The following is a 20,685-nucleotide window of genomic DNA, read 5'->3' as shown; positions in this document are numbered from 1 at the left end:
GACGACAGCGCACGGCTGACGACAGCGCACGGCTGACGACAGCGCACGGCTCATGAGCAGGAGGCACCCCACCGTGGCGGAAGACGAGATCCGAGGTACTGCCGAGGGCACCGCCCCCGTACCCCTCTCGGTCCTGGACCTGGTCACCGTCGGCGCCGGCCGCACGGCCACCGACGCCCTGCGCACCAGCGTCGCCATCGCCGGGCTCGCGGAGTCCCGCGGCTTCCACCGCTACTGGGTCGCCGAGCACCACTCCATGCCCGGCGTGGCGTCCTCGTCCCCCGCGGTGATCCTCGCCCACCTCGCCGCCCACACGTCCCGCATCCGGCTCGGCTCGGGCGGAGTCATGCTGCCCAACCACGCCCCGCTGGTCATCGCGGAGCAGTTCGGCACGCTGGAGGCCATGGCCCCCGGCCGGGTCGACCTCGGCCTCGGTCGCGCCCCGGGTACCGACGGCGCCACCGCCGCCGCCCTGCGCCGCACCGAACGCCTCCACGAGGGCGCCGACGACTTCCCCGAGCAGCTCATGGAGCTCACCCGCTTCCTGGACGACGACTTCCCCGACGGCCACCCCTACCGCCGTATCCACGCGGTCCCCGGCCCCGTCCAGGCCACCTCGCCCGGCGGCGTCCAGTCCCCGCACCGCCCGCCGATCTGGCTCCTTGGCTCCTCCGGCTTCAGTGCCCGCCTGGCCGGCTCCCTCGGGCTGCCCTTCGCCTTCGCGCACCACTTCTCGGCGCAGAACACCATCCCGGCCCTGGACCTGTACCGCGAGTCCTTCCGGCCCTCCGCGGTCCTCGACGAGCCGTACGCGCTCATCGGCGTCTCCGCCCTCGCCACCGACGACGAGCGGGAGGCCCGCCGCCAGGTCCGTGCCGCCGCGCTCAACATGATCCGGCTGCGCACCGGCCGCCCCGGCCTGGTCCCCACCCCGGAGGAGGCGGAGGCCTACGAGTTCAGCCCGATGGAGGAGGAGTTCGCGAATTCCTGGAACGCCAACGTCATCCACGGCACCGCCGACGAGGTCCGCTCCGGCCTCGACGACCTCCACAAGCGCACCGGCGCCGACGAGCTGATGCTCACCGGCAACGCGCACAGCGGCGACGTACGCTTGCGCTCGTACGAACTCATCGCCGACGCCTACGGGTTGCCGACGGCCTGACCCTGAGCCGGTCAGACCCTCAGACCTGGGCGCCCATCAGCCCGGAGATACGATCCGGCGACACCGGCCGCGAGTACAGCCAGCCCTGGCCGGTGTCGCAGCCGATGCGGCGCAGCCGGGTCGCCTGGGCCGAGGTCTCGACGCACTCCGCGGTGACGGTGAGGCCGAGGCGGTGGGCCAGCTGGATCATCGCCTCCACGACGACCTCGTCGGCCGGGTTCGGCGGGACGCCCTCGCCCTCGTACTGGAATCCGCGCACGAAGGAGCCGTCCAGCTTCAGCACCGACACCGGCAGCCGGCTGAGGTAGGCCAGGTTCGAGTAGCCCGTGCCGAAGTCGTCGATGGCGATGCCGACGCCCATGTCGCTCAGCGCCTGGAGGGCCTGGAGCGGGCGGCCCGCCGAGCCCATCACCGCGGACTCGGTGAGTTCGATCTGGAGCAGATGCGGGGCGAGGCCGGTCTCGGCGAGGGTCTGCGCCACGTCCGCGACCAGGTCGGAGTCCCACACCTGGCGGACCGCCACGTTGACGCTGACGAAGATCGGCGGCTCGTCGGGGTGGTCCAGCTGCCACTGCCGGGCCTGTCGGCACGCGGTGGCGAGGATCCAGCGGCCCAGCGGGACGATCGAGCCGTCCTCCTCGGCCAGTGCGATGAACCGATTCGGCGTCAGCATGCCGAACTGCGGGTGGTCCCAGCGCACCAGTGCCTCGACCCCGCGCAGCCGCCCGTCCTCCATGCCGACCAGCGGCTGGTACTCCAGCTTGAACTCGCCGCGCTCGATGGCCGGGCGCAGCGTGGAGGCCAGTGCTTGGCGGGTCATGCGGTGGGCGTTGCGCTCGGGGTCGAACAGCGTCCAGCGGTCCCGGCCGTCCGCCTTCGCCCAGTACAGGGTGGTGTCGGCGGCCTGCATAAGACCCGTCGCCGAGGTGCCCTCCGCCCGCCGCTCCACCACCCCGATCGACGCCGACACCGACATCCGGTGCCCGGAGACGTCGAAGGGCGCCTGGATCGCCTTCAGCAGCGCCTCGGCGAGGTCGGCGAGCTGCTCGGTGCCGGTGGAGTCCTCCACCAGCAGCGCGAACTCGTCGCCGCCCAGCCGGGCCACCAGGGGAGCGGTCGCCCGGCCCTGTCCGGCCTCGTCCGCGCAGCGGGTGAGCCGCTCGGCGACGGCGGCCAGCAGCCGGTCGCCGACCCGGTGGCCGAGGGTGTCGTTGACGGCCTGGAACCCGTCGAGGTCCAGGTAGCACAGCCCGATCCGGCCGGTGCCGCCCTGTTCGTACGACTCCGGCTCCAGCGCGGCCGTCAGCCGCTCGAAGAACAGGGTGCGGTTGGGCAGCCGGGTCACCGGGTCGTGCATCTGCAAGTGCCGCAGCCGGGCCTGGAGTTCTCGCCGGGCGGTGATGTCGGCGACGGAGAGCAGGACACCCGGCGCCCCGTCGGCCAGGGGCGTGATGGTGATCTGCGCCCACATGGAGTGCCCGTCGGGATGCTTCAGCCGCCGCTTGCAGCGCAGCTTCGCCTGCCGCCCGCGCAGCACCTCGCGGTAGGAGTGCCAGGTGCGCGCGTCCGAGCCCAGGTCCACCAGGTCGGCGGCCAGGGCCCCGGTCACCTCGTTCGGTACGGCGCCGAGCAGCTCGCCGAAGGCGGGATTGGCGTCGACGACCGTGCCGTCGCGGTCCACCACCGCCATGGCCAGTGGCGCGGCGGCGAAGGCCGCACGGTGCGACGGCGGCTCGGTACAAGTAGCTGTTGTGATGTTACTCTCTGTTACGGTCGACCCGTCGAGGTCTGCCGCGGGCGCCGGCCCTTCGGACGTTTCGTTCACCGCTAGCTCCCGCAGTGCACTCGATCGCTGTCCGCGCAGGAAAGTGTGCCGATCATAGAGGCTGCCCTGAGGCCCTTCCAGCCATTGCCCAGTCTCGCGGACCGGCAACCCCTCTTGGCAGATCGTTTCTGCCCGGGGCTGGACGGGTTCTTCGGGCCCAGGACCGGTTGTGACGTTCCGTGAGCGATTCGGGGGTGTCGCCGGGTTCGGGAGGTCACGCCAACTCACTCGTCCGGTGCAGATAAACAGGGCGTAGTGGTGCAAACCAACACAGGCTGGGTGCGGTATCCCGTGAACCGTTCCCGGAGGTCCTGTTGCCGCGCCCGTTTCCGCGCACTCTCCCGCGCCCCCGACTGCGCAGCACCGCCGCCGTGTTCACCACCATGGCGGCCCTCGCCGCCACCTCCCTCGTCACCGGCCACTCCGCGGCCGAACCCTTCTCCTCCGCGCCCTGCACCCTGGAACGCACCGAGGCCCACCACTCGGAGGGCCTGGACACCTGGAACAGCGCCTATCCGCGCCCGGCCCGCGCCCTCGACGCGGTCATGGTCTTCCTCTCCTTCCCGGACGCCCGGCCCCTGACCAGCCCCGCCGAGCTGACCGCCGATCACTTCCCGGCCACCACCCGCTACTTCGAGCAGGCCTCCTACGGCCGCTTCACCCTGCGCCCGCACTCGCTGCGGCACTGGATCCGGATGCCGCGCCCGTCGACGTCGTACGCCATACAGCGCGACTGGAGCGCCCCGGACCGGGCCGCCTACCTCCGGGACGCCCTCGCCGCGGCCGACCCCCAGGTCGACTTCTCGCGCTACGACGTCGTCTACTTCGTCGCCGACCCGGACGCGCCCGGCGTGGACTCGGACGCCACGAAGGTCGTCAACCTGGACGTGCCGCTGCGGGCGGACGGCACGGACATCCGCCGGGTGGTCACCGTCTTCGAGAAGCACCCGCCCGACCGGCTGGTGCTGGCCCACGAGACCGGGCACGTCTTCGACCTGCCGGACCTCTACCACCGGCCCGCGGACGGCAAGGGCGACTGGGACACCTACGTCGGCGACTGGGACCTGATGGGCAGCCAGTTCGGTCTCGCCCCGGACCTGTTCGCCTGGCACAAGTGGAAGCTGGGCTGGCTGGAGCGGCGGCAGGTGGTGTGCGTACGGGGGCCCGGGCCGAAACGGCTGACGCTGGAGCCGCTGGAGACCGGCCCCGGCAACGCCGGAATCTTCGGCCCGGGGCGCGGCACCAAGCTCGCGGTGGTCCGCACCGGGGACGACAGCGTGCTCGCCTTCGAGGCGCGCGGGGCGGTGGGCCCCGACGCGGCGGTCTGCCGGCAGGGCGTCCTGATCTACCGCGTCCACAGCGGCACCGCGTCCGGCACGGGCCCCGTCCAGGTCATCGACGCCCACCCCCGCACCGAGGCCTGCTGGGAGAACTCCGTCTACCCACCCCTGGCGGACGCCCCCGTCGACACCGGCGAAACCTTCACGGTCCCGGACACCAAGGTCAAAGTAACGGTGACGGGACGAACGACGACGGGGGCGTGGAACGTGGCGATCACGGCGGGGTGACGTCTGGCCCACGGCACGGTGGCCGACGGTGGCGGGGGTGTGGGTGGCGGAGCCCCCACAACGCGCGGCGCAGCCGCGCAGAAATGACGACAGCGAGGCCGGTTCGCGCTTTCCGCGAACATGCCTCGCCGTCGATGTCGTGCGCCGCCAGGGACTCGAACCCCGGACCCGCTGATGCTGCATCCTCTGGGGGCGTTGACATTGGCGGCTCCGCCGCGGGCCCCCAGACCCCCAGCCGCTCGCGGTGGACGCAAAAAATGAAGACCCCCCGCTCTCGCGAGAGGCCTTCACTGTCGGTGCGCCGCCAGGGACTCGAACCCCGGACCCGCTGATTAAGAGTCAGCTGCTCTAACCAACTGAGCTAGCGGCGCCTGCTGACGTCGTAGACCTTAGCATCCTGATCGGCCGGGGGAAAAATCGAAATCCGCACGGCGTTCCGGGCCGCCCGGACGGCCGCCCAGACCAGGATTTCCGGGCCCGGCAGCCAGGGGTGGCGGGTGTCCGGGGCAACCAGCCAGCGGGACGTCAGTCCGGAGTGCGCGGCGCTCAGCGGGGCCGGCACGGTCACCGCGTCACCGGTGCCGTGGCACAGCAGCGGCGGGATCGCCCCCGTGCGCCCGAACTCCTCCCACCGCAGCAGCGACGGCAGCCGCTGAGCCGTACCCGGCGCCGAGAACAGCAGCATCCGCCCCCGCAGCGTCGCCACCGGCCCCGAGCCCGGCCCCTCGTCCCACAGCCGGTCCAGCATCCGGCGCCCGAAGATCGCGGGGACGCTGACCACGTCGAAGGCGGTGCCGCAGGGCAGCACCACCGGGGCGGTGGGCCGTTCCTCCCACAACGCCAGGGTGCTGCGCGGATACGTTCCTGCCGAGGCGAGCCAGGCGGCCCCGTCCGTGGTGACACCTGAGACGTCGAAGCGGTCGGAGAAGGGTTCGTCGCGTGCGCTCATGGCATCTACAGGTACCGGGCGTGAGCGCACGGTTCCCGAGGGTTGCGGGAATCCGGGACAGGGGAGGGGAAAGGGGAGTATCTTGCCCGCCTGGCATATGCCAAAGCTTTACTCAGACGGGGTCCGCGTGCCCACGGCCGCCGCCCTCCGCGCCGCGCAACAGCTCGCGACCGAACTCGACCATCTTCTTCGCGTAGTCCTCGGTCCACTCGGCCCGCTCGGCGATGTCCGCCGCGGTCAGCCGGTCGAAGCGCCGGGGGTCGGCCAGCTGGGCCGCCGCCATCGCCTGGAACTCGACCGCACGGTCCGCCGCGGCGCGGAACGCGTGCGCCAGCTCGGTGGCCCGGGTCAGCTGGGCGCGGGGGTCGTCGATCGACTCCAGATCGAAGAAGTGCTCCGGGTCGTCGGCCACCTGTGCGGGCTCGAACAGCAGGGGCGCGGGGCGTAGCCGCGGCTCGTTCCGACGCGGCGTGGGCTCCGCCATGTCTTCGTCCTCCTCGTACCTCGTACCTCGTCCGTACCGGCGGCCCGACTGCGCAGGGGCCACCGTCCATTGTCCCGCGCCCGTGCAAGAGGGCGGGACGCCTCCGGCGGTACCAAGGCCCACGACCCCGACGATGTTCCCGCTCACGGACTCCGGACGACGTGCCCGGTCATGGTCGCCACGTCACCCGGTGTTCCGCCAGCCGGGCCAGTACCGCGTGGTTCGCCTCCCAGCCGTCCGGGAACTTCACCAGGGTTCCCAGCTGGACCGGCTCCGTCGACGGGTAGTCGTCGAGGAGGTCGCTCACGCCTGCCCGGCACACCACGATGCAGGCGTGGCGGTGGCGGGAGGCCAGGACGCACAGGCGGCCCGTCTCCAGGTGGAAGGCGGTGGCGTCGGGGCGGCCGGAGAGGGGATGGAGCACGACCGTGACGTCGTACTCGCGGCCCTGGAGCCGGTTCGCGGTGTCCACCGTGACGTCGGTGACACCGAGGTCCGCCAGCGCCGCGCGCACCGCCGCCGCCTGGTCCCGGTGGGCCGTGCCGACGGCGATCCGGTCGGCGGTCAGCGGCGTGGGATCCGGTGAGCGCTCCGACGTCGCCGCCCCGCCCCGGTCCAGCAGCCGCCGTACGACCGCCGCCACCGCCCGCATCGCCTCCGGGTCCGTGCGCGGAGTGTGCCGCGCGGGCAGCTCCAGCAGGCCCCAGCCCGACTCGGCCGCCGCGTCGATCACCTGGTCGGGGCCCGAGCCGTCCGAGGGGACCGCGAAGGCGAGCCGGCGGTCGTCGTGGCCGGTGCCGCTGCGGAACGGGGTGTACGGGTAGAAGGCGTCCGAGACCAGGGGCGCGGCGGAGGCCGGGAGCCGCCAGGAGACCGGGAGGCGGTGCTGGGGCAGTTCCGGGTTGTGCGCCAGCAGGGTCGTCACCGCAGAGGCCGAGGGGTCGTACGACAGCCCCGCCCACTGCTCGCTGCCCACGATCGCGAACGGATCCAGCTGCCCCGGGTCGCCCACGAACAGCGCCCGCTCGAACAGCCCCGCCACCGCAAGGAGCGAGTCGGACCGCATCTGGTACGCCTCGTCGACGATCGCGTGGGCCCATGGCTCGTCGGCCTTCACATGCCCCCACTTGGCGGCCGTCGAGATCACGACCGGCAGCCCGGTGAGATCACCCGCCTTCGCCGACTTGCGGACCTGGGGCAGGCCGTCCAGCGCCTTGTCGTACGGGTCGGCGTCACTGCTGTGCAACCGCCCGACCGACAGCTCCGGGTTCTTCTCAGCCAGTCTGAGCACGAGGTCGTCGACCTGCGCGTTGGTCTGCGCGACCACCATCAACGGGCGCCCCGCGTCGGCCAGTTCCAGCGCCGCGCGGACCACGAGGGTGGACTTGCCGGCGCCGGGCGGTGAGTCCACCACGACACCCCGGTGGGTGCCGTGCAGGGTGTCGCGGAGGATCGCCTCGGTGGCCTCGCCGGCGGCCGCTCCGGGATCGAAGACCTGGGTGCTCACAGCACGTCCTCCGGGGTCACGGGGTCGGCGGTCTCCTGCACGGCCTCACCGGGCGGACCGCCGTGCGTCCAGGGCGTGTCCTCCGGCTCGGGCAGCTTCGCGCCGCCGCGCTGCTCGTGCTCGAAGAGCGTGAAGCACACCCGGTCGCCCTTCTCCGGCACCGAACCGGTCTCCGGCTCCTTGCCGCGGCCCATCTTGTCGAGGATCTTGAGGACGATCAGGGCACCGCCCTCAGGCGGGCCGTCAGCGGAGCCCTCGGCGGAGTCCTCGTACCCCACGAACTCGGCCGACTGCGGCTTCCCGCCCAGCGAGCGGTACACCTTGGCCCGCTCGCCCAGGTGCGGCCGGTCGTCCGTCCGTACGGTGACCAGCGGGCGCGGGCTCGGCCGCTTGCCCTCGCTGTACGTCATCACGACGTCGGTGACCTCCCCGGCGAAGGCCTCCCCGGCCAGCCGCCGCCCCGCCATCACCAGCGGGTCGTCCAGTGCTTCCTGCGCCTCCAGGCGGGCCTGTTCGCGCTCGCGCGAGGCGAGTTTGTTGGCGGCGGTGACCGCGTCGTCGCGGCGCGGCTGCGGGGGCTCGCCCGCCGTGACCCGGTCGCGATGGCCGGTGAACGACCAGCGGTCGCGCGTCCACCGCTCCTCGACATGCGCTCCCGCGGGCAGTGCCCGCAGCAGGTCCAGGCCGTGCCACACCGCGTCCCAGGTGGGGCGGGTCCGGCTGAGGACGAGGGCGCGGATCTCCTGTTCGGCCGCGGTGAGCGCGCCGAGCCGGTCGTCGGCCTCCAGGCCGTCCTCGGCGGCGGAGAGGGCGGTGCGCGCGCGGTCGTAGCGCTCGAAGGCCGGGGCGAGGAGCTTGTTGTCGAACGCCGGGTCGGTGGCCGGGCCGGCCGGCGGGTGCCGCAACTGGCCCTGCTCGTCCCGGGCGAGCTCGGCCTCAAGGGCGGCCTCGGCGCCGGAGCGGCCCTCGGGCGGGTCGATCCACGCGAGCAGCGCGCCCAGGTGCTGGTCCTCCAGGGTGGACTGGCCGGTGGACCAGTGCCGGGCCAGCAGGTCCGTCATCGCCGGCAGCAGCGAGGAGCCCGGCATCCGGGCCCGCTCCCCGAAGTGGGTCAGCCACCGGCCCAGCAACGGCACCCGGGGCGGGGCCGGATAGGGCGTCTCCGGGTCCTGCTCCGCCGTGCGCCGGAAACGCATGGAGCGCCCCAGCAGCCGTACGAAATCGACGCCCGCGCGGCTCGGCACGATCAGCTGCGGGGCGTCCGCGCACAGTTCGACCTCGACCTTGACGCGTTTGCCGGTCTCCGGGTCGGTCTCGTTGCGCTCGGCGGCCTCGACCGCTTCCGCGTAGCCGTCGACGTACGGCAGCACGATGTCCGCCAGCTCGGCCAGGAACGCGAACCGGAGGTCCCGGTCCCGGGGCTGCGGTACGACCAGGAGCTGCGGGGCGTCCCGGTCGGTCCCCACGAGCGCGCCGAGCGGGGCACCGGCCTCGCCCGCGGTGGTGAGCGGGACCAGTACGAGGGGGCGGTCGGAGAGATGGCGGTGCCGGACCGTGGCGGCCGGCTGGGCGCGGCCGGTGCTGACGGCTTCCAGGCGGGCGAGGGTGGTGATCAGCGACATGCGCTCACCCCCAGGGCCTCGGCCCGCAGCTCCGCCGCTCGCCGCAGGGCCGCCACCGCCGGGTCGTCGGGGTTGCCTGTCTCGCCGCGGGCCGCCGCCAGGACGTCCTCCACCGTCGTCAGGCCGCCCAGCTCCGCGCGGACCGAACGGCCCAGGGAGGTCACCGCGCCCTCCGCGCGCGAGCGGTCGCGGCAGTGGAAGGCGAGTTCGCACGCGGACAGGCACTCGGGGGCGTAGGTCGCCGGCACCGACTCGACCGCTGCCGTCAGCTCGGCGGCGGGCAGGTCCGGGGCGAAGCAGGTGCCTTCGGGCAGGGCGTCGGCGATGTCCTCGACGCGGGTGAGGCGGGCCAGCTGGCGGGCCGTGACCGCGCGCTGCTTGCGGATGTCGACGGCGGAGGCGGTGGGGAGGTTGGAGAAGTCCTTGGGGCAGACCAGCAGGACTCGGTGGCGGACCTTCGGCGCCGGGTCCATCCGGGCCGCGACCTCCTCCAGCGCCAGCACGTACACCGCAGCCTGGCGGGCGGCCGCGCCCACCTTCGACGGGTCCGCCGAACCGTCGAGCAGCGGGAAGGACTTGATCTCCACGACGGTCCAACTGCCGTCCGGGTGCACGACCACCGCGTCCGGCTCCAGGAAGGCGGGCGAACCGGCGACGTCGAGCGCGAGCATGGGGTGGTCGAGGAGCGTCCAGGTGCCGGCGGTCGCCTCCCGCAGGGCGAGGGCGGTACGCGCGGTGCGGCCCTCGGGGCCGATCGCGGTGAGGTCGGGGACCTCGGCCCCGGTGGGCGGCTCGGCGCCGCGGTCCACGCGCTCGTGCACCAGCCGCAGCAGCTCCGCGCCGCCGTCCGCCTTGACCTTCGCCTCGAAGGCGTTGCCGCGCGTCAGGGCGAACTGCGACTGCCCGAAGGCCGAGGGGGCGCCCAGCGCGCTCGCCAGCGCCGTCTTGTTCACCCCCGCGCCGTCGAGGATCGCGCGCCGCTTGCACCCGGGGTTCGCGGCGAGGGCCGCGAGGGCGCGGGCGTCCAGCGCCTTGGCCGGTACCTCGGGGCCGCGCAGCTCAGCGAGCCGCTGCCGGAGCGCCGTCCCCCGCGTCCGTGGGAGCGGCACTCGGCTCGGCTCCGCCTGCGAACCGGGACTCACGCTGCCGTGGAATGTGCTCACCCGCCGAAGTCTGGCATCCGGCACTGACAATTGAGGGCTCTGCGTCCCGAGAGGCGACGGAGACGGTGGTGATCCTGGCCCGGACACCGGCCGTGGCGCGCTCTGCGACCCGGCTGACGTACGGGGCGAGCAGGAAGCCGAGTCCCATCACGGCCGCGCCCGCGACCGCGTCGAGGAAGTAGTGGTTCGCGGTGCCCATGACCACGATCGTGGTGATCAGCGGGTAGGCCACGGCCGCGATCCTGGTCGTACGCGTGGTGCCGTAGCGCCACAGCATCACACCGCACCACAGCGCCCAGCCGACGTGCAGGCTCGGCATGGCCGCGTACTGGTTCGTCATGCCGCCCATGCCCCGCGGGGCGCTCGCCTCGCCGCCCCACCAGCCGTACGAGCTGTACTGGGCCATGGTGTCGACGAAGCCGTGGCCCGCCGACAGCAGGCGGGGCGGGCAGGTCGGCAGCAGGGTGAACCCGATCAGGCCCATGAAGGTGGACGTCATCAGCCAGGTGCGGGCCGCCCGGTAGTGCGCGCTGCGGGAGCGGAAGAGCCAGATCAGGACGGCGGGCGTGACCAGGTAGTGCAGCGAGGCGTACCAGAAGTCCGCGGGCACACCGATCCAGGCCTCGCTGGTGAACAGCCGGTTCAACGGGTGCTCGGCGTTGATGTGCAGGAACTTCTCGATCTTCAGGATCGCGAGACCGTGGTCCACGGCACCGGAGACATCGCCCCGGGCCAGCAGCCGCCCCGCGCTGTAGCAGGCGTACACCAGCACGATCAGGGGCAGCTCGGTCCACCAGCGCAGCCGTGTGTCAGGGACTGCCTCGGTGCCTGGTGTCTCGGTCAGCGGCATCCGATCCTGTCCCCCTTCGTTTCGCGCGGCTTCCGGCGGTCGTCGTCCGGTCGGGCCACTTTACGGCGTATGTGCGGGCCCTCGTGGAGTGCCCCCACGCAGCGCCTTCGGATCTCGAAGACGCAGAGATCGCCCTTCGGGTTGCCCTCCCACAGGGTGCGCGATGATGGAGGGGTTCCGCCTCCGTTTTCCCCCGGAAAGGTTTCTTCATGGCACCGCGCATCCTGCTGGCCCGGCACGGACAGACCGAATGGTCGCTGTCCGGCAAGCACACGGGCAGGACGGACGTGCCGCTTCTCGAGGAGGGCCGGCGGGGCGCCAAGCTGCTCGGCGAACGGCTGCACCGGGCGCCGTACGACGGCCTGGCCGGGGTGGAGATCCGCACGAGCCCGCTGGCACGCGCGCGTGAGACCTGCGAGCTCGCCGGGTTCGGGGAGCGGGCGGCCACCTGGGACACGCTCATGGAGTGGGACTACGGCGCGTACGAGGGCATGACGCCGGAGGAGATCCAGGCGGTGCGGCCGGGGTGGCTGATCTGGCGGGACGGGGTTCCTTCGGGGGAGTCCCTGGGCGAGATCACCGCTCGCGCGGACGAGGTCGTCGCGTGGGCGCGCTCGTCCGACCGGGACGTGCTGGTGTTCGCCCATGGGCACGTTCTGCGGTCCATCGGGGCGAGGTGGCTCGGGCTGCCGATCGATTTCGCTGCGCGGATACGGCTTAATCCGACGTCCCTTTCGGTGCTGGGCTGGGCTTATGGGGAGCCGGCGATCGAGAGCTGGAACGACTTGGGGCATCTGGGGTAGCTGTTCGGCTTACGGCCGGTGGGGGCTGGTCGCGCAGTTCCCCGCGCCCCTAAAAGACGTGACTGGACCCACCTAGGGGCGCGGGGAACTGCGCGAGAAGCCCCCACCGGGCCGCAGTCGAACACGAACCCCCGTCACGCAGTCCTCGGCGTAGACGCATGGCGTTCCAGGAACGCCGAGACCCCCGCCGCCCTCCGATGGGGCAGCAGCACCCTCGCAGTTCCCGCCAGCATCGTCTGGATGCGGGAGGACTGGACCTCGCCCAGCAGCTCCAGGACCCGCAGTCCCGCCGCCGCCCCCTCGTCGGGCCGGCCGCCGCGGGCCAGGTCGTCGGCCAGTTCGGCGGTGTACAGCGCGATGTTGCGGGTGAAGTGCGGGTCCTGGAGGTCCGCCGCCCGGCGCGCGTGCCGGGCGGCCCGGCGCCAGTCGCCCAGCGTGGACCAGCACTGCGCCTCCAGGCCCTCCAGCTCGGCCTCGCCGTAGAAGCTCATCCACTCCGGGTCCGAGTCGCAGACACCCCGCTCGAAGTAGGCCTGCGCGCGGGCGAGGGCCTGCTCGCAGCCCGTGCGGTCGGCGAGGCCCGCCCAGCCGCCCGCCTCGCGCAGCGAGAGCAGCGACATCAGCCGGGCCGAGCCCAGTGGCCGGGCCACGCGCTGCGCGGCCTGCGCGGCCCGCACCGCCTCCCGCGGCCGGCCCGCGTCGCGCGCGAGGAAGGCCGTGTTGCAGAAGGCGTGCGCCTCCAGGGCGTCGTCACCGGTGACCCGGGCCGTCGCGAGTGCCTCCGCGTAGTGCGAGCGGGCGTCGTCGAACCGCCCCGAGTCGTGCGCCAGCCAGCCCACCGAGATGGCGAGTTCACCGGCGCCCGCGTGCAGCCGGTCGGCGGTCGTCTGCCGGGTCGCGCCCGCGTCAAGGAGCGCGTAGGCGGCGCGCAGCGGAGCAGCCGCGCGCCGGTACAGACCGTCCGCGCCGTGCCGGTCGTCCAGCAACCGGATCCTGCGGACGGCTTCCTCCAGGGCGCCCGCCTCGCTCGCCCCGGCGCGGCGCACCGGCCGCCCGGCAGCGGCGGCGTCGGCGGCGAGCCCGAGGGGGCCCAGCGAGGCGGCGGCCACCGTGGCGCCCCCGCCGGTCATGAATGCGCGACGCAGCACGTCGCTCTCCTCGTAGTTGTCGTACGTCTCGTCGGGGTCCTGCGTGTCTTGCGTGTCATACGGCTCGTACGCCCCCCGCGTCTCAGACGCGTCCCGTGACCTGCGCCCCCGTACGGTCGCGCGCGGTGCGAAGCCCAGGTCGGTGAGCGTGCGGCCGGGGAACATGTGCAGGAACACCCGTTCGTACGCGTAGTTGGGGCAGCGGATCTCGCCCGCCTCGACGCGGCCCACGTAGCGCGCGTCGCAGCTGACCAGCTCGCCGATCTCGCGCGCGGCCCGCCGTACCGCCGCGGCGAACTCGGCCGGCGAGCGCTGACCGCGCAGGCGCCGGAACGCGAGGTTCGGCCGCGGTGGCATGGGGGACTGGGACGAGGTCACCTGTGACGACGCCATGGCCGGGTCCTCTCGTGCGAACCGTCGAACCATGCCGGAGGTGGGGCGAGTTGACTGGTTTGTCAGTGTGACGCCCTGTTTCCGGCGGGCAAGAACGTACCGGCTGTGTCCGGGTCGCCACGCGGGGTTTGGCTACAAACCGGATATCTCATCCGAGATCTGCCATGAACTGCCATCCTTTGCGGCGGACTTCCGCCGTAGCCGTTGACGCGGGCGCGCGTTGAACCCCGTGGAGTCGGACGAGGGTTCCTTGATGGAGGCCGCGATGGAGATCAGCTGTGACGTGGTCACGGTACCGACGCGACACGGCCTGGAGGCCGTCGACATCCTGCGTCGGGGGGTGGGCGAGGGGGTCGGCCCCGTACTGCACGACGACGGCGGCGAGACGCTGGGCTTCCTGGTGCCGCCGGGCACGGCGGCGGGCTGGGACGTGCCGGGCAGTACGTGCACGGAGACGGACGGGCGGGGGCTGCGACTGGCTCCGGAGCCGCCGGTGGAGGGCTCGGACTGGCTGCTGCCGCCGGGAGACGCCGACCTTGCGACGGATCCGGCGGTGCTGCGGGCGGCCTTGGGCGAGGCGGCACGACTGATCGAGGCCGCGGACAACTGCCAGTGACCGCACCCACCTCATAAGGGGCGCGGGGCTGTATCGACATGCGGCTCCGCCGCCGGGCGCGACCAGCCCCCACCGGCCCGCGGACGCGCTGCGACCGGCTGACCCCGATAATGGCGGAGTGGGAAAGTCCAGAAGGTCCGCCGACCCCGTCGTGGAACCAGTCGACGGCGGCCTCGCCGAGCTCATCCCCGACCGTGAACGCCCGCGCGCGTGGACCCTGCTCATCGACGGCGCCCCCCAGTCCCACGTGGACCTCGACGACCCGCGCCACCTCTCCTTCGAGTACCAGCGCCGCCTGGGCCACGTCATCGACCTCGCCGCGCCCGCCAACAAGCCCGTGCACGCCGTCCACCTCGGCGGCGGCGCCCTCACCCTCGCCCGCTACCTCGCCGCCACCCGCCCCCGCTCCACCCAGCAGGTGGTCGAACGCGACGCGGCCCTCGTGCAACTGGTCCGCCGACAGCTCCCGTTGGACCAGAACGCCCGGATACGCGTGCGGTCCGTCGACGCCCGCGAGGGCCTCGCCAAGGTCGCCGACGGCTGGGCGGACCTCGTGATCGCCGATGTGTTCAGCGGTGCCAGAACCCCCGCGCACCTCACCTCGACGGAGTTCCTCGACGAGGTCCGCAGGGCCCTCAGGCCGGGCGGCCTCTATGCCGCGAACCTCGCCGACGGGCCGCCGCTCAGCCACCTCCGCGGCCAGATCGCCACCGCCGCCGCCCGGTTCGCCGAACTCGCCCTGGTCGCCGACCCGACCGTGCTGCGCGGCAAGCGCTTCGGCAACGCCGTCCTGGTCGCCTCCGACACCCCGTTGCCGGTCGCCGAACTGACCCGCCGGGCCGCCTCCGACCCGCACCCGGGCCGCGTCGAACACGGCAGGGCGCTCCTCGACTTCACCGGCGGCGCCGTCCCCGTGACGGACGCGAAGGCCGTGGCCTCCCCGGCGCCACCGCCCTCGGTGTTCCGCTGACTCAGTACGTCCCGATCTCCACCCGCGGCGGGCCGTCGTGCCAGGTGCAGAACACCGACACCCGGTCCGCGCCCGAGGAGAACTCCACCCGGATCCACGACTCCGTCTTCCACACCTGCATCGACCAGCCCGTGCCCGGAGTCGCGGACACCAGGGTCGCCGAAGTCCTCCCGAGGTCGAACACCGCCCGGCCGCCGTCGGTGTCGTAGCTCCTGACCTGGCCGGAGGCGGTGGGGGACGGGCTCGGGCTCCGCGAGGGGGTCGGCCGGGCGGTCGTGGCGCTCGGCGTCGGCGACGGGCTCTCCGAGGGGGGCGCGGTCCTCACCGGGTTCGGCGTCGGGGACGTCGGCGGGTTCGGCTCCTGCTTCGCCTCGGCCGCGATGGGCAGGGCGCGGGGCGGGTCGTAGGCCGTGCCCGCCATCACCGTGTGGACACCCCACCACGACAGCGTGACCGCCGCGCCCGTGGCGAGCAGCCAGGCCAGTACGTGTACGAGTCCTCTGCGCATCGCCCGACATACTGCCTCACGCGCCTCACACGTCGCACCCGGACTGAGTTGTCCACAGGCCCAGACCGGGTCCGCCCGAATCGCGTACGGTGCGGCGCATGGCAAGTGTGCTCGTGGTCGAGGACGACCAGTTCGTTCGTTCGGCGCTCATCCGGCACCTGACCGACGCGGCACACACCGTGCGCAGTGTCGGGACGGCGCTGGAGGCGCTGCGCGAGGTCGCCCATTTCCGTTTCGACGTGGTGATCCTGGACCTCGGACTGCCCGATCTGGACGGCTCCGAGGCCCTGAAGATGCTGCGCGGGATCACCGACGTCCCGGTCATCGTCGCCACCGCGCGGGACGACGAGACGGAGATCGTCCGCCTGCTCAACGCCGGGGCGGACGACTACCTCACCAAGCCCTTCTCCGTCGAACACCTCTCCGCCCGCATGTCCGCCGTCCTCCGCCGGTCCCGCGCCGCCGGCGGTGACGCTTCGCCGGAGACCGTGCTGCGCGTCGGCGGCCTGAGCGTGGACCCACTGCGCCGCCAGGCGGAGCTGGACGGCCTCCGACTCGACCTCACCCGCCGGGAGTTCGACCTGCTCGCCTTCCTCGCCGCCCGCCCCGGCGTGGTCGTCCCCCGCAAGGAACTCCTCGCGGAGGTCTGGCAGCAGTCCTACGGCGACGACCAGACCATCGACGTCCATCTCTCCTGGCTCCGGCGGAAGTTGGGGGAGACCGCCGCGCAGCCCCGCTATCTCCACACCCTGCGGGGCGTCGGGGTCAAGCTGGAGCCGCCGCTATGAGATGGGCCCTGGTCAAGGTCTGCCTGGCGGTCACCACCATGGTCGTGGTGGCCTTCGCGATCCCGCTCGGGCTCGTCATCAAGGAGATGGCCCGGGACCGCGCCTTCTCCAACGCCGAGCGCCAGGCCGCCGCCGTCGCCCCGGCCCTGTCCATCACCACCGACCGGGACCAGCTGGAGCGGGTCGTCGCCTCGGCGGGCTCGGACTCCGGGATGGCCGTCCACCTGCCGGCCGCCGACGGCCCCGGAAACGACCAGAAGGCCCTCGACATCGGACGGCAGCGGGCCGCCGCCGACGACATCGCCACCGTGCGCAAGCTCGGCCGCGCCTCCACCACCGAGGTCTCCGGCGGCTCGACCCTGCTCCAGCCGGTCGCGCTCAGCTCCGGCCGGATCGCCGTCGTCGAGGTGTACGTCCCCGAGTCCGAGGTGAGCAACGGGGTCGCCACCGCCTGGGCGGTGCTCGCGGGCGTCGGCATCGCGCTCGTCGTCGGCTCGGTCGCGGTCGCCGACCGGCTCGGCGTACGGATGGTGCGGCCCGCGCGGAAGCTCGTCGAGGGCGCCCACGAACTGGGGGAGGGGAAGCTGGGCGCGAGGGTGCCGGAGGAGGGACCGACCGAACTCAGGCTCGCGGCCGTCGCGTTCAACTCCATGGCCGACCAGGTCGTCCAACTGCTCGCGAACGAGAGAGAGCTGGCCGCCGATCTGTCCCACCGGCTGCGCACCCCGCTGACCGTGCTGCGGCTGAACGCGGCCTCGCTCGGGGAGGGGCCGGCCGCCGAGCAGACCCGGGCCGCGGTCGCACAGCTGGAGCGCGAGGTCGACACCATCATCCGCACCGCGCGCGAGGCCAAGCCGCAGACCGCGGCGGCCGGGCCCGGCGCCGGGTGCGACGCGGCCGAGGTGGTCAGGGAGCGGATGGGGTTCTGGTCGGCGCTCGCCGAGGACGAGGGCCGCAAGTGGCGGGTCGCCGGCACCGAGCGTCCGGTCCGCATACCCGTGGCCCGGGCGGACCTCGTGGCCGCGCTGGACGCCCTGCTCGGCAATGTCTTCCGGCACACCGCGGAGGGCACCGCCTTCGCGGTCGACGTGCACAACGGCGAGGACGCCGTGATCGTGCTCGTCTCCGACGCCGGGCCCGGCATTCGCGACCCCGAGGCCGCGATGGCGCGCGGCCGGGGTTCCGGCAGCGCCGGGTCGACCGGGCTCGGGCTCGACATCGTGCGCCGGCTCGCCGAGTCGACCGGCGGGGACGTCCGCATCGGTTCGTCGGTGCTGGGCGGCACCGAGGTGCGGATCTGGATCCAGCTGGGCGGGCGGGAGCCGGTGCGCCGGGGACACCGCGTGCGCCGACGCCGTACGGGCGGGCTGGTCCCGCCCTTCCACCGGTCCCGCACCGTGCGGGGGCGGCGCGACGAACTACGCTGACGCCACCCGGAGCCCTTCGGGAAGCCGTCGTTTTCTCGAAGGTGTTCGCCGCCTGCCACTGACGATTCCATGGGAGCTGCGGAGGCGAGCCAACGTGTCGGTCACGTTTCGACAAATGGGACCCGGAGGGTATTGACGGTTGACCGGACATACGGCTGTCATTGCGCCACCGTGTTCGGTCAAGTTGATTTCTGGTTGATTACGGCCGGTCTTCGAATCCCTCCGTGCCCGAACCCTGCCTTCAGGAGCCGTCCATGCGTGATCTCTCGTCTTCTCTCCCTTCCCCCAGCCGTCGTGGTCTGCTCAAGGGGGTGGGCGGCGCCGCCCTTCTCGGGGCGGGTATCCCGTTGCTGTCCGCCTGTGGCAGCAGTGGCAGTTCCAGCGACCCGAAGACGGTGAGCCTGGGGTCGAACGCGTCGGACGCGGTGCCGAAGAAGGCGTTTGCCGAGATCTACGCGGCCTTCCAGAAGCAGTCCGGGATCACGGTCGACGTGAACACCAAGGACCACAACACGTTCCAGGAGCAGATCAACTCGTATCTGCAGGGCACGCCGGACGACGTGTTCAACTGGTTCGCCGGGTACCGGATGCAGTTCTTCGCGCAGAAGGGGCTGGCCTCCCCGATCGACGACGTGTGGGAGAAGATCGGGGGGAACTTCCCGGACGCGATGAAGAAGCTGTCCAAGGGCGCGGACGGCAAGTACTACTTCGTGCCGCTGTACACGTACCCGTGGGCGATCTTCTACCGCAAGAGCGTCTTCCAGCAGCACGGCTACCAGGTGCCGACCACGTGGGACCAGCTGGTCGCGCTGTCCAAGCAGATGAAGAAGGACGGTCTGGTCCCGATCGCGTTCGGTGACAAGGACGCGTGGCCGGCGATGGGTACGTTCGACCAGATCAACTTCCGTCTGAACGGCTATGACTTCCATGTCGAGCTGATGGCGGGCAAGGCCGCGTGGACCGACGCGAAGGTCAAGGCCGTCTTCGACCACTGGGCGGAGCTGCTGCCGTATCACCAGGACGGTTTCATGGGCCGGACCTGGCAGGACGCGGCGCAGACGCTGGTGTCGAAGAAGGCGGGCATGTATCTGCTGGGCACGTTCGTGGCGCAGCAGTTCAGCAACAAGGCGGACCTGGACGACCTGGACTTCTTCGCCTTCCCGGAGATCAACCCCGCCTACGGGCAGGACACCGTCGAGGCGCCGACCGACGGGTTCATGGTCTCCAAGTCGCCGAAGAACAAGGCGGGTGTGAGCAAGCTGCTGGAGTACCTGGGCACCCCGGCGGCGGAGGAGATCTACCTCAAGTCGGACCCGAGTGTGGTCGCGGCCTCCAGCAAGGCGTCGACGGCGTCGTACTCGCCGCTGCAGAAGAAGGCGTACGAGATGATCTCGGGGGCGAAGAGCCTGACGCAGTTCATGGACCGTGACTCGCGTCCGGACTTCACCTCGACGGTGATGCAGCCCTCGCTGCAGAAGTTCCTGCAGAACCCCAAGGGCGTCGACAGTCTGCTGTCCTCGATCGAACGCCAGAAGAAGACGATCTTCGCGTCCTCCTGAGCTGAGCTGAGCGGCTAAATGACTACCGACACAACTTCTCCCCAGAGCCCGGAGGCGGCCGTGGTGCCGCCTTCGGGCCCTGCCCCGTCCAAGCGCATGGCGCAGGGTCACAAGCGGCTGCTGACCCGCCGTGATCGCATCACGCTCGCCTTCATGGCGGGCGTGCCGACCGTGTTGCATGTGCTGCTGGTGTGGGTGACCGCGCTGGCCTCGATCGCGCTGGCGTTCACGAGCTGGGACGGGATCGGCTTCGACTCGATCAAGTGGGTCGGCCTGGACAACTTCCGTCAGCTGTTCACGGACAACCCGCAGTTCTGGCCGGCCCTTGAGCACAACGTGATCTGGTTCGTGGTGCTCATCGCGATCCCGACCCCGTTCGGCCTGTTCCTGGCCGTCCAGCTGGACAAGAAGATCCGCTTCTCCCGCGTCTACCAGACCGCGTTCTTCCTGCCCGTGGTGGTCTCCCTCGCGGTGACCGGGTTCGTGTGGCAGCTGGTCTACAACCCCGACACCGGCCTGATCAACAGCCTCATCGGGGCCAACAAGCCCGGCCACTACATCGACTGGATCGGCGACCCGAAGCTCAACCTGTGGGCCGTGCTGATCGCCGCGTCCTGGCGCCACACCGGCTACATGATGATCCTCTACCTCGCCGGCCTCAAGGGCGTGGACCCCTCCCTGCGCGAGGCGTCCTCACTGGACGGGGCCAACGAGTGGCAGACGTTCAAGAACGTCATCTTCCCCACCCTGCGCCCCACCAACACCGTCGTCCTGGTCGTCACCATCATCGAAGCCCTGCGCGCCTTCGACCTGGTCTTCGTCTTCAACAAGGGCGCCCAGGGCACCGAACTGCTGTCCATCCTGATCACCAACAACATCATCGGAGAGTCCAGCCGGATCGGCTACGGCTCCGCGATCGCCGTGGTCCTGCTGGTCATCTCCCTCGTCGTGATCATCCCCTACCTGATCGCGACCTTCCGCAAGGAGCGGCAGGCATGAGCACCACCGCAGCGCCGCTCAAGCAGCGCACCCCCCTCCGCCCGGCCCGGATCCTGCTGCACACCTTCCTGGCCGCCACCGCACTGGCCTGGCTGGCCCCCCTGCTCTGGGCCGTCTTCGCCGCCCTGCGCCCCTATGCCGAGACCAGCAACAAGGGCTACGTGTCCTGGCCCGACAAGCTGACGTTCGAGAACTTCACCAACGCCTTCGAGCAGTCGGACATGCTCCACTACTTCAGCAACACGCTGATCATCGCCGTGCCCGCGGTGCTGCTCACCCTGCTGCTGTCCTCGATGGTCGCCTTCTACGTCTCCCGCTTCGACTTCCGCCTCAACATCTTCCTG

The 20,685-nt window shown here is 71.9% G+C and carries 18 protein-coding genes, 1 tRNA gene and 1 pseudogene; 10 read left to right on the top strand and 10 right to left on the bottom strand.

Features of this window, described 5'->3' with window-relative positions:
- Positions 1-52: 52 nt before the first annotated feature.
- Positions 53-1,162, top strand: coding sequence for an LLM class flavin-dependent oxidoreductase (locus H295_RS0129235; protein WP_043218142.1), 1,110 nt, complete (start codon positions 53-55; stop codon positions 1,160-1,162).
- 19 nt (positions 1,163-1,181) lie between these two features.
- Here H295_RS0129235 and H295_RS0129230 read toward each other — a convergent pair whose 3' ends face one another.
- Positions 1,182-2,987: a putative bifunctional diguanylate cyclase/phosphodiesterase gene (locus H295_RS0129230; RefSeq protein WP_028809852.1), complete on the bottom strand. Its 1,806-nt coding sequence runs from the start codon at positions 2,985-2,987 to the stop codon at positions 1,182-1,184.
- A 314-nt stretch (positions 2,988-3,301) separates the two neighbouring features.
- Between H295_RS0129230 and H295_RS0129225 the strand changes: the two genes are divergently transcribed.
- A complete protein-coding gene (locus H295_RS0129225) occupies positions 3,302-4,555 on the top strand; it encodes a M6 family metalloprotease domain-containing protein (RefSeq protein ID WP_020138897.1) in 1,254 nt (417 codons plus the stop codon).
- Positions 4,556-4,852: 297 nt separating this feature from the next.
- Here H295_RS0129225 and H295_RS0129220 read toward each other — a convergent pair.
- The 7 genes from H295_RS0129220 to H295_RS0129190 form a co-directional block, all read right to left on the bottom strand.
- Positions 4,853-4,926 (bottom strand) — tRNA-Lys (locus tag H295_RS0129220).
- Positions 4,917-5,504, bottom strand: coding sequence for a bifunctional DNA primase/polymerase (locus H295_RS45025; protein ID WP_028809851.1), 588 nt, complete (start codon positions 5,502-5,504; stop codon positions 4,917-4,919). The genes H295_RS0129220 and H295_RS45025 overlap by 10 nt, the downstream gene beginning before the upstream one ends.
- 112 nt (positions 5,505-5,616) lie before the next feature.
- Positions 5,617-5,988: a hypothetical protein gene (locus H295_RS0129210; RefSeq protein WP_020138896.1), complete on the bottom strand. Its 372-nt coding sequence runs from the start codon at positions 5,986-5,988 to the stop codon at positions 5,617-5,619.
- Between the two features lie 169 nt (positions 5,989-6,157).
- A complete protein-coding gene (locus H295_RS0129205; protein ID WP_020138895.1) occupies positions 6,158-7,495 on the bottom strand; it encodes an AAA domain-containing protein in 1,338 nt (445 codons plus the stop codon).
- Positions 7,492-9,117: a hypothetical protein gene (locus H295_RS0129200; RefSeq protein ID WP_020138894.1), complete on the bottom strand. Its 1,626-nt coding sequence runs from the start codon at positions 9,115-9,117 to the stop codon at positions 7,492-7,494. The genes H295_RS0129205 and H295_RS0129200 overlap by 4 nt, the downstream gene beginning before the upstream one ends.
- Complete coding sequence (locus tag H295_RS0129195; protein WP_020138893.1) at positions 9,108-10,226, bottom strand: hypothetical protein; 1,119 nt, start codon at positions 10,224-10,226, stop codon at positions 9,108-9,110. The genes H295_RS0129200 and H295_RS0129195 overlap by 10 nt, the downstream gene beginning before the upstream one ends.
- Positions 10,177-11,130 carry a phosphatase PAP2 family protein gene (locus tag H295_RS0129190; protein WP_020138892.1) on the bottom strand — a complete coding sequence of 318 codons (954 nt, stop codon included), beginning with the start codon at positions 11,128-11,130 and terminating at the stop codon, positions 10,177-10,179. Before H295_RS0129190 ends, H295_RS0129195 begins: the two co-directional genes overlap by 50 nt.
- A gap of 209 nt (positions 11,131-11,339) precedes the next feature.
- Between H295_RS0129190 and H295_RS0129185 the strand changes: the two genes are divergently transcribed.
- Positions 11,340-11,933, top strand: a complete 594-nt coding sequence (locus tag H295_RS0129185) for a histidine phosphatase family protein (RefSeq protein ID WP_020138891.1) — start codon at positions 11,340-11,342, stop codon at positions 11,931-11,933.
- A gap of 134 nt (positions 11,934-12,067) precedes the next feature.
- On the opposite strand, the gene H295_RS0129180 is transcribed toward H295_RS0129185, so the two are convergent.
- Positions 12,068-13,474, bottom strand: coding sequence for a tetratricopeptide repeat protein (locus tag H295_RS0129180; protein WP_020138890.1), 1,407 nt, complete (start codon positions 13,472-13,474; stop codon positions 12,068-12,070).
- Between the two features lie 265 nt (positions 13,475-13,739).
- Between H295_RS0129180 and H295_RS0129175 the strand changes: the two genes are divergently transcribed.
- Complete coding sequence (locus H295_RS0129175; RefSeq protein ID WP_199788630.1) at positions 13,740-14,090, top strand: hypothetical protein; 351 nt, start codon at positions 13,740-13,742, stop codon at positions 14,088-14,090.
- A gap of 118 nt (positions 14,091-14,208) precedes the next feature.
- On the top strand, positions 14,209-15,060 hold the full coding sequence (locus H295_RS0129170) for a spermidine synthase (protein WP_028809849.1): 852 nt from the start codon (positions 14,209-14,211) through the stop codon (positions 15,058-15,060).
- A 1-nt stretch (position 15,061) separates the two neighbouring features.
- Here the strand turns inward: H295_RS0129170 and H295_RS0129165 are convergent, their stop codons facing one another.
- Positions 15,062-15,568, bottom strand: coding sequence for a hypothetical protein (locus H295_RS0129165; RefSeq protein ID WP_020138887.1), 507 nt, complete (start codon positions 15,566-15,568; stop codon positions 15,062-15,064).
- Between the two features lie 98 nt (positions 15,569-15,666).
- Here H295_RS0129165 and H295_RS0129160 point away from each other — a divergent pair, with 98 nt between their 5' ends.
- From H295_RS0129160 to H295_RS0129140, 5 genes and pseudogenes are all read left to right on the top strand, one after another.
- Positions 15,667-16,356, top strand: coding sequence for a response regulator transcription factor (locus H295_RS0129160; protein ID WP_020138886.1), 690 nt, complete (start codon positions 15,667-15,669; stop codon positions 16,354-16,356).
- Positions 16,353-17,783, top strand: a complete 1,431-nt coding sequence (locus H295_RS0129155; protein WP_020138885.1) for a sensor histidine kinase — start codon at positions 16,353-16,355, stop codon at positions 17,781-17,783. Before H295_RS0129160 ends, H295_RS0129155 begins: the two co-directional genes overlap by 4 nt.
- A gap of 254 nt (positions 17,784-18,037) precedes the next feature.
- Positions 18,038-19,342 (top strand): ABC transporter substrate-binding protein, encoded by a 1,305-nt coding sequence (locus H295_RS0129150; protein WP_028809782.1) that lies wholly within the window; start codon positions 18,038-18,040, stop codon positions 19,340-19,342.
- 18 nt (positions 19,343-19,360) lie between these two features.
- Complete coding sequence (locus tag H295_RS0129145) at positions 19,361-20,341, top strand: carbohydrate ABC transporter permease (RefSeq protein ID WP_028809781.1); 981 nt, start codon at positions 19,361-19,363, stop codon at positions 20,339-20,341.
- Positions 20,338-20,685, top strand: a pseudogene (locus tag H295_RS0129140) (carbohydrate ABC transporter permease); the annotation flags it as partial. The gene H295_RS0129145 and the pseudogene H295_RS0129140, both read left to right, overlap by 4 nt.

Source organism: Streptomyces sp. 351MFTsu5.1 (genome assembly GCF_000383655.1).
Classification (GTDB): domain Bacteria; phylum Actinomycetota; class Actinomycetes; order Streptomycetales; family Streptomycetaceae; genus Streptomyces; species Streptomyces griseorubiginosus.
This window is presented reverse-complemented; position numbering and strand designations above follow the sequence as displayed.

Bases quoted from the DNA above. Each gene is read 5' to 3' on its own strand.
- H295_RS0129210 (WP_020138896.1), bottom strand. From the start codon at position 5,988: ATGGCGGAGCCCACGCCGCGTCGGAACGAGCCGCGGCTACGCCCCGCG.
- H295_RS0129150 (WP_028809782.1), top strand. From the start codon at position 18,038: ATGCGTGATCTCTCGTCTTCTCTCCCTTCCCCCAGCCGTCGTGGTCTG.
- H295_RS0129180 (WP_020138890.1), bottom strand. From the start codon at position 13,474: ATGGCGTCGTCACAGGTGACCTCGTCCCAGTCCCCCATGCCACCGCGG.
- H295_RS0129175 (WP_199788630.1), top strand. From the start codon at position 13,740: ATGGAGATCAGCTGTGACGTGGTCACGGTACCGACGCGACACGGCCTG.
- H295_RS0129145 (WP_028809781.1), top strand. From the start codon at position 19,361: ATGACTACCGACACAACTTCTCCCCAGAGCCCGGAGGCGGCCGTGGTG.
- H295_RS0129235 (WP_043218142.1), top strand. From the start codon at position 53: ATGAGCAGGAGGCACCCCACCGTGGCGGAAGACGAGATCCGAGGTACT.
- H295_RS45025 (WP_028809851.1), bottom strand. From the start codon at position 5,504: ATGAGCGCACGCGACGAACCCTTCTCCGACCGCTTCGACGTCTCAGGT.
- H295_RS0129190 (WP_020138892.1), bottom strand. From the start codon at position 11,130: ATGCCGCTGACCGAGACACCAGGCACCGAGGCAGTCCCTGACACACGG.
- H295_RS0129165 (WP_020138887.1), bottom strand. From the start codon at position 15,568: ATGCGCAGAGGACTCGTACACGTACTGGCCTGGCTGCTCGCCACGGGC.
- H295_RS0129155 (WP_020138885.1), top strand. From the start codon at position 16,353: ATGAGATGGGCCCTGGTCAAGGTCTGCCTGGCGGTCACCACCATGGTC.
- H295_RS0129160 (WP_020138886.1), top strand. From the start codon at position 15,667: ATGGCAAGTGTGCTCGTGGTCGAGGACGACCAGTTCGTTCGTTCGGCG.
- H295_RS0129185 (WP_020138891.1), top strand. From the start codon at position 11,340: ATGGCACCGCGCATCCTGCTGGCCCGGCACGGACAGACCGAATGGTCG.
- H295_RS0129200 (WP_020138894.1), bottom strand. From the start codon at position 9,117: ATGTCGCTGATCACCACCCTCGCCCGCCTGGAAGCCGTCAGCACCGGC.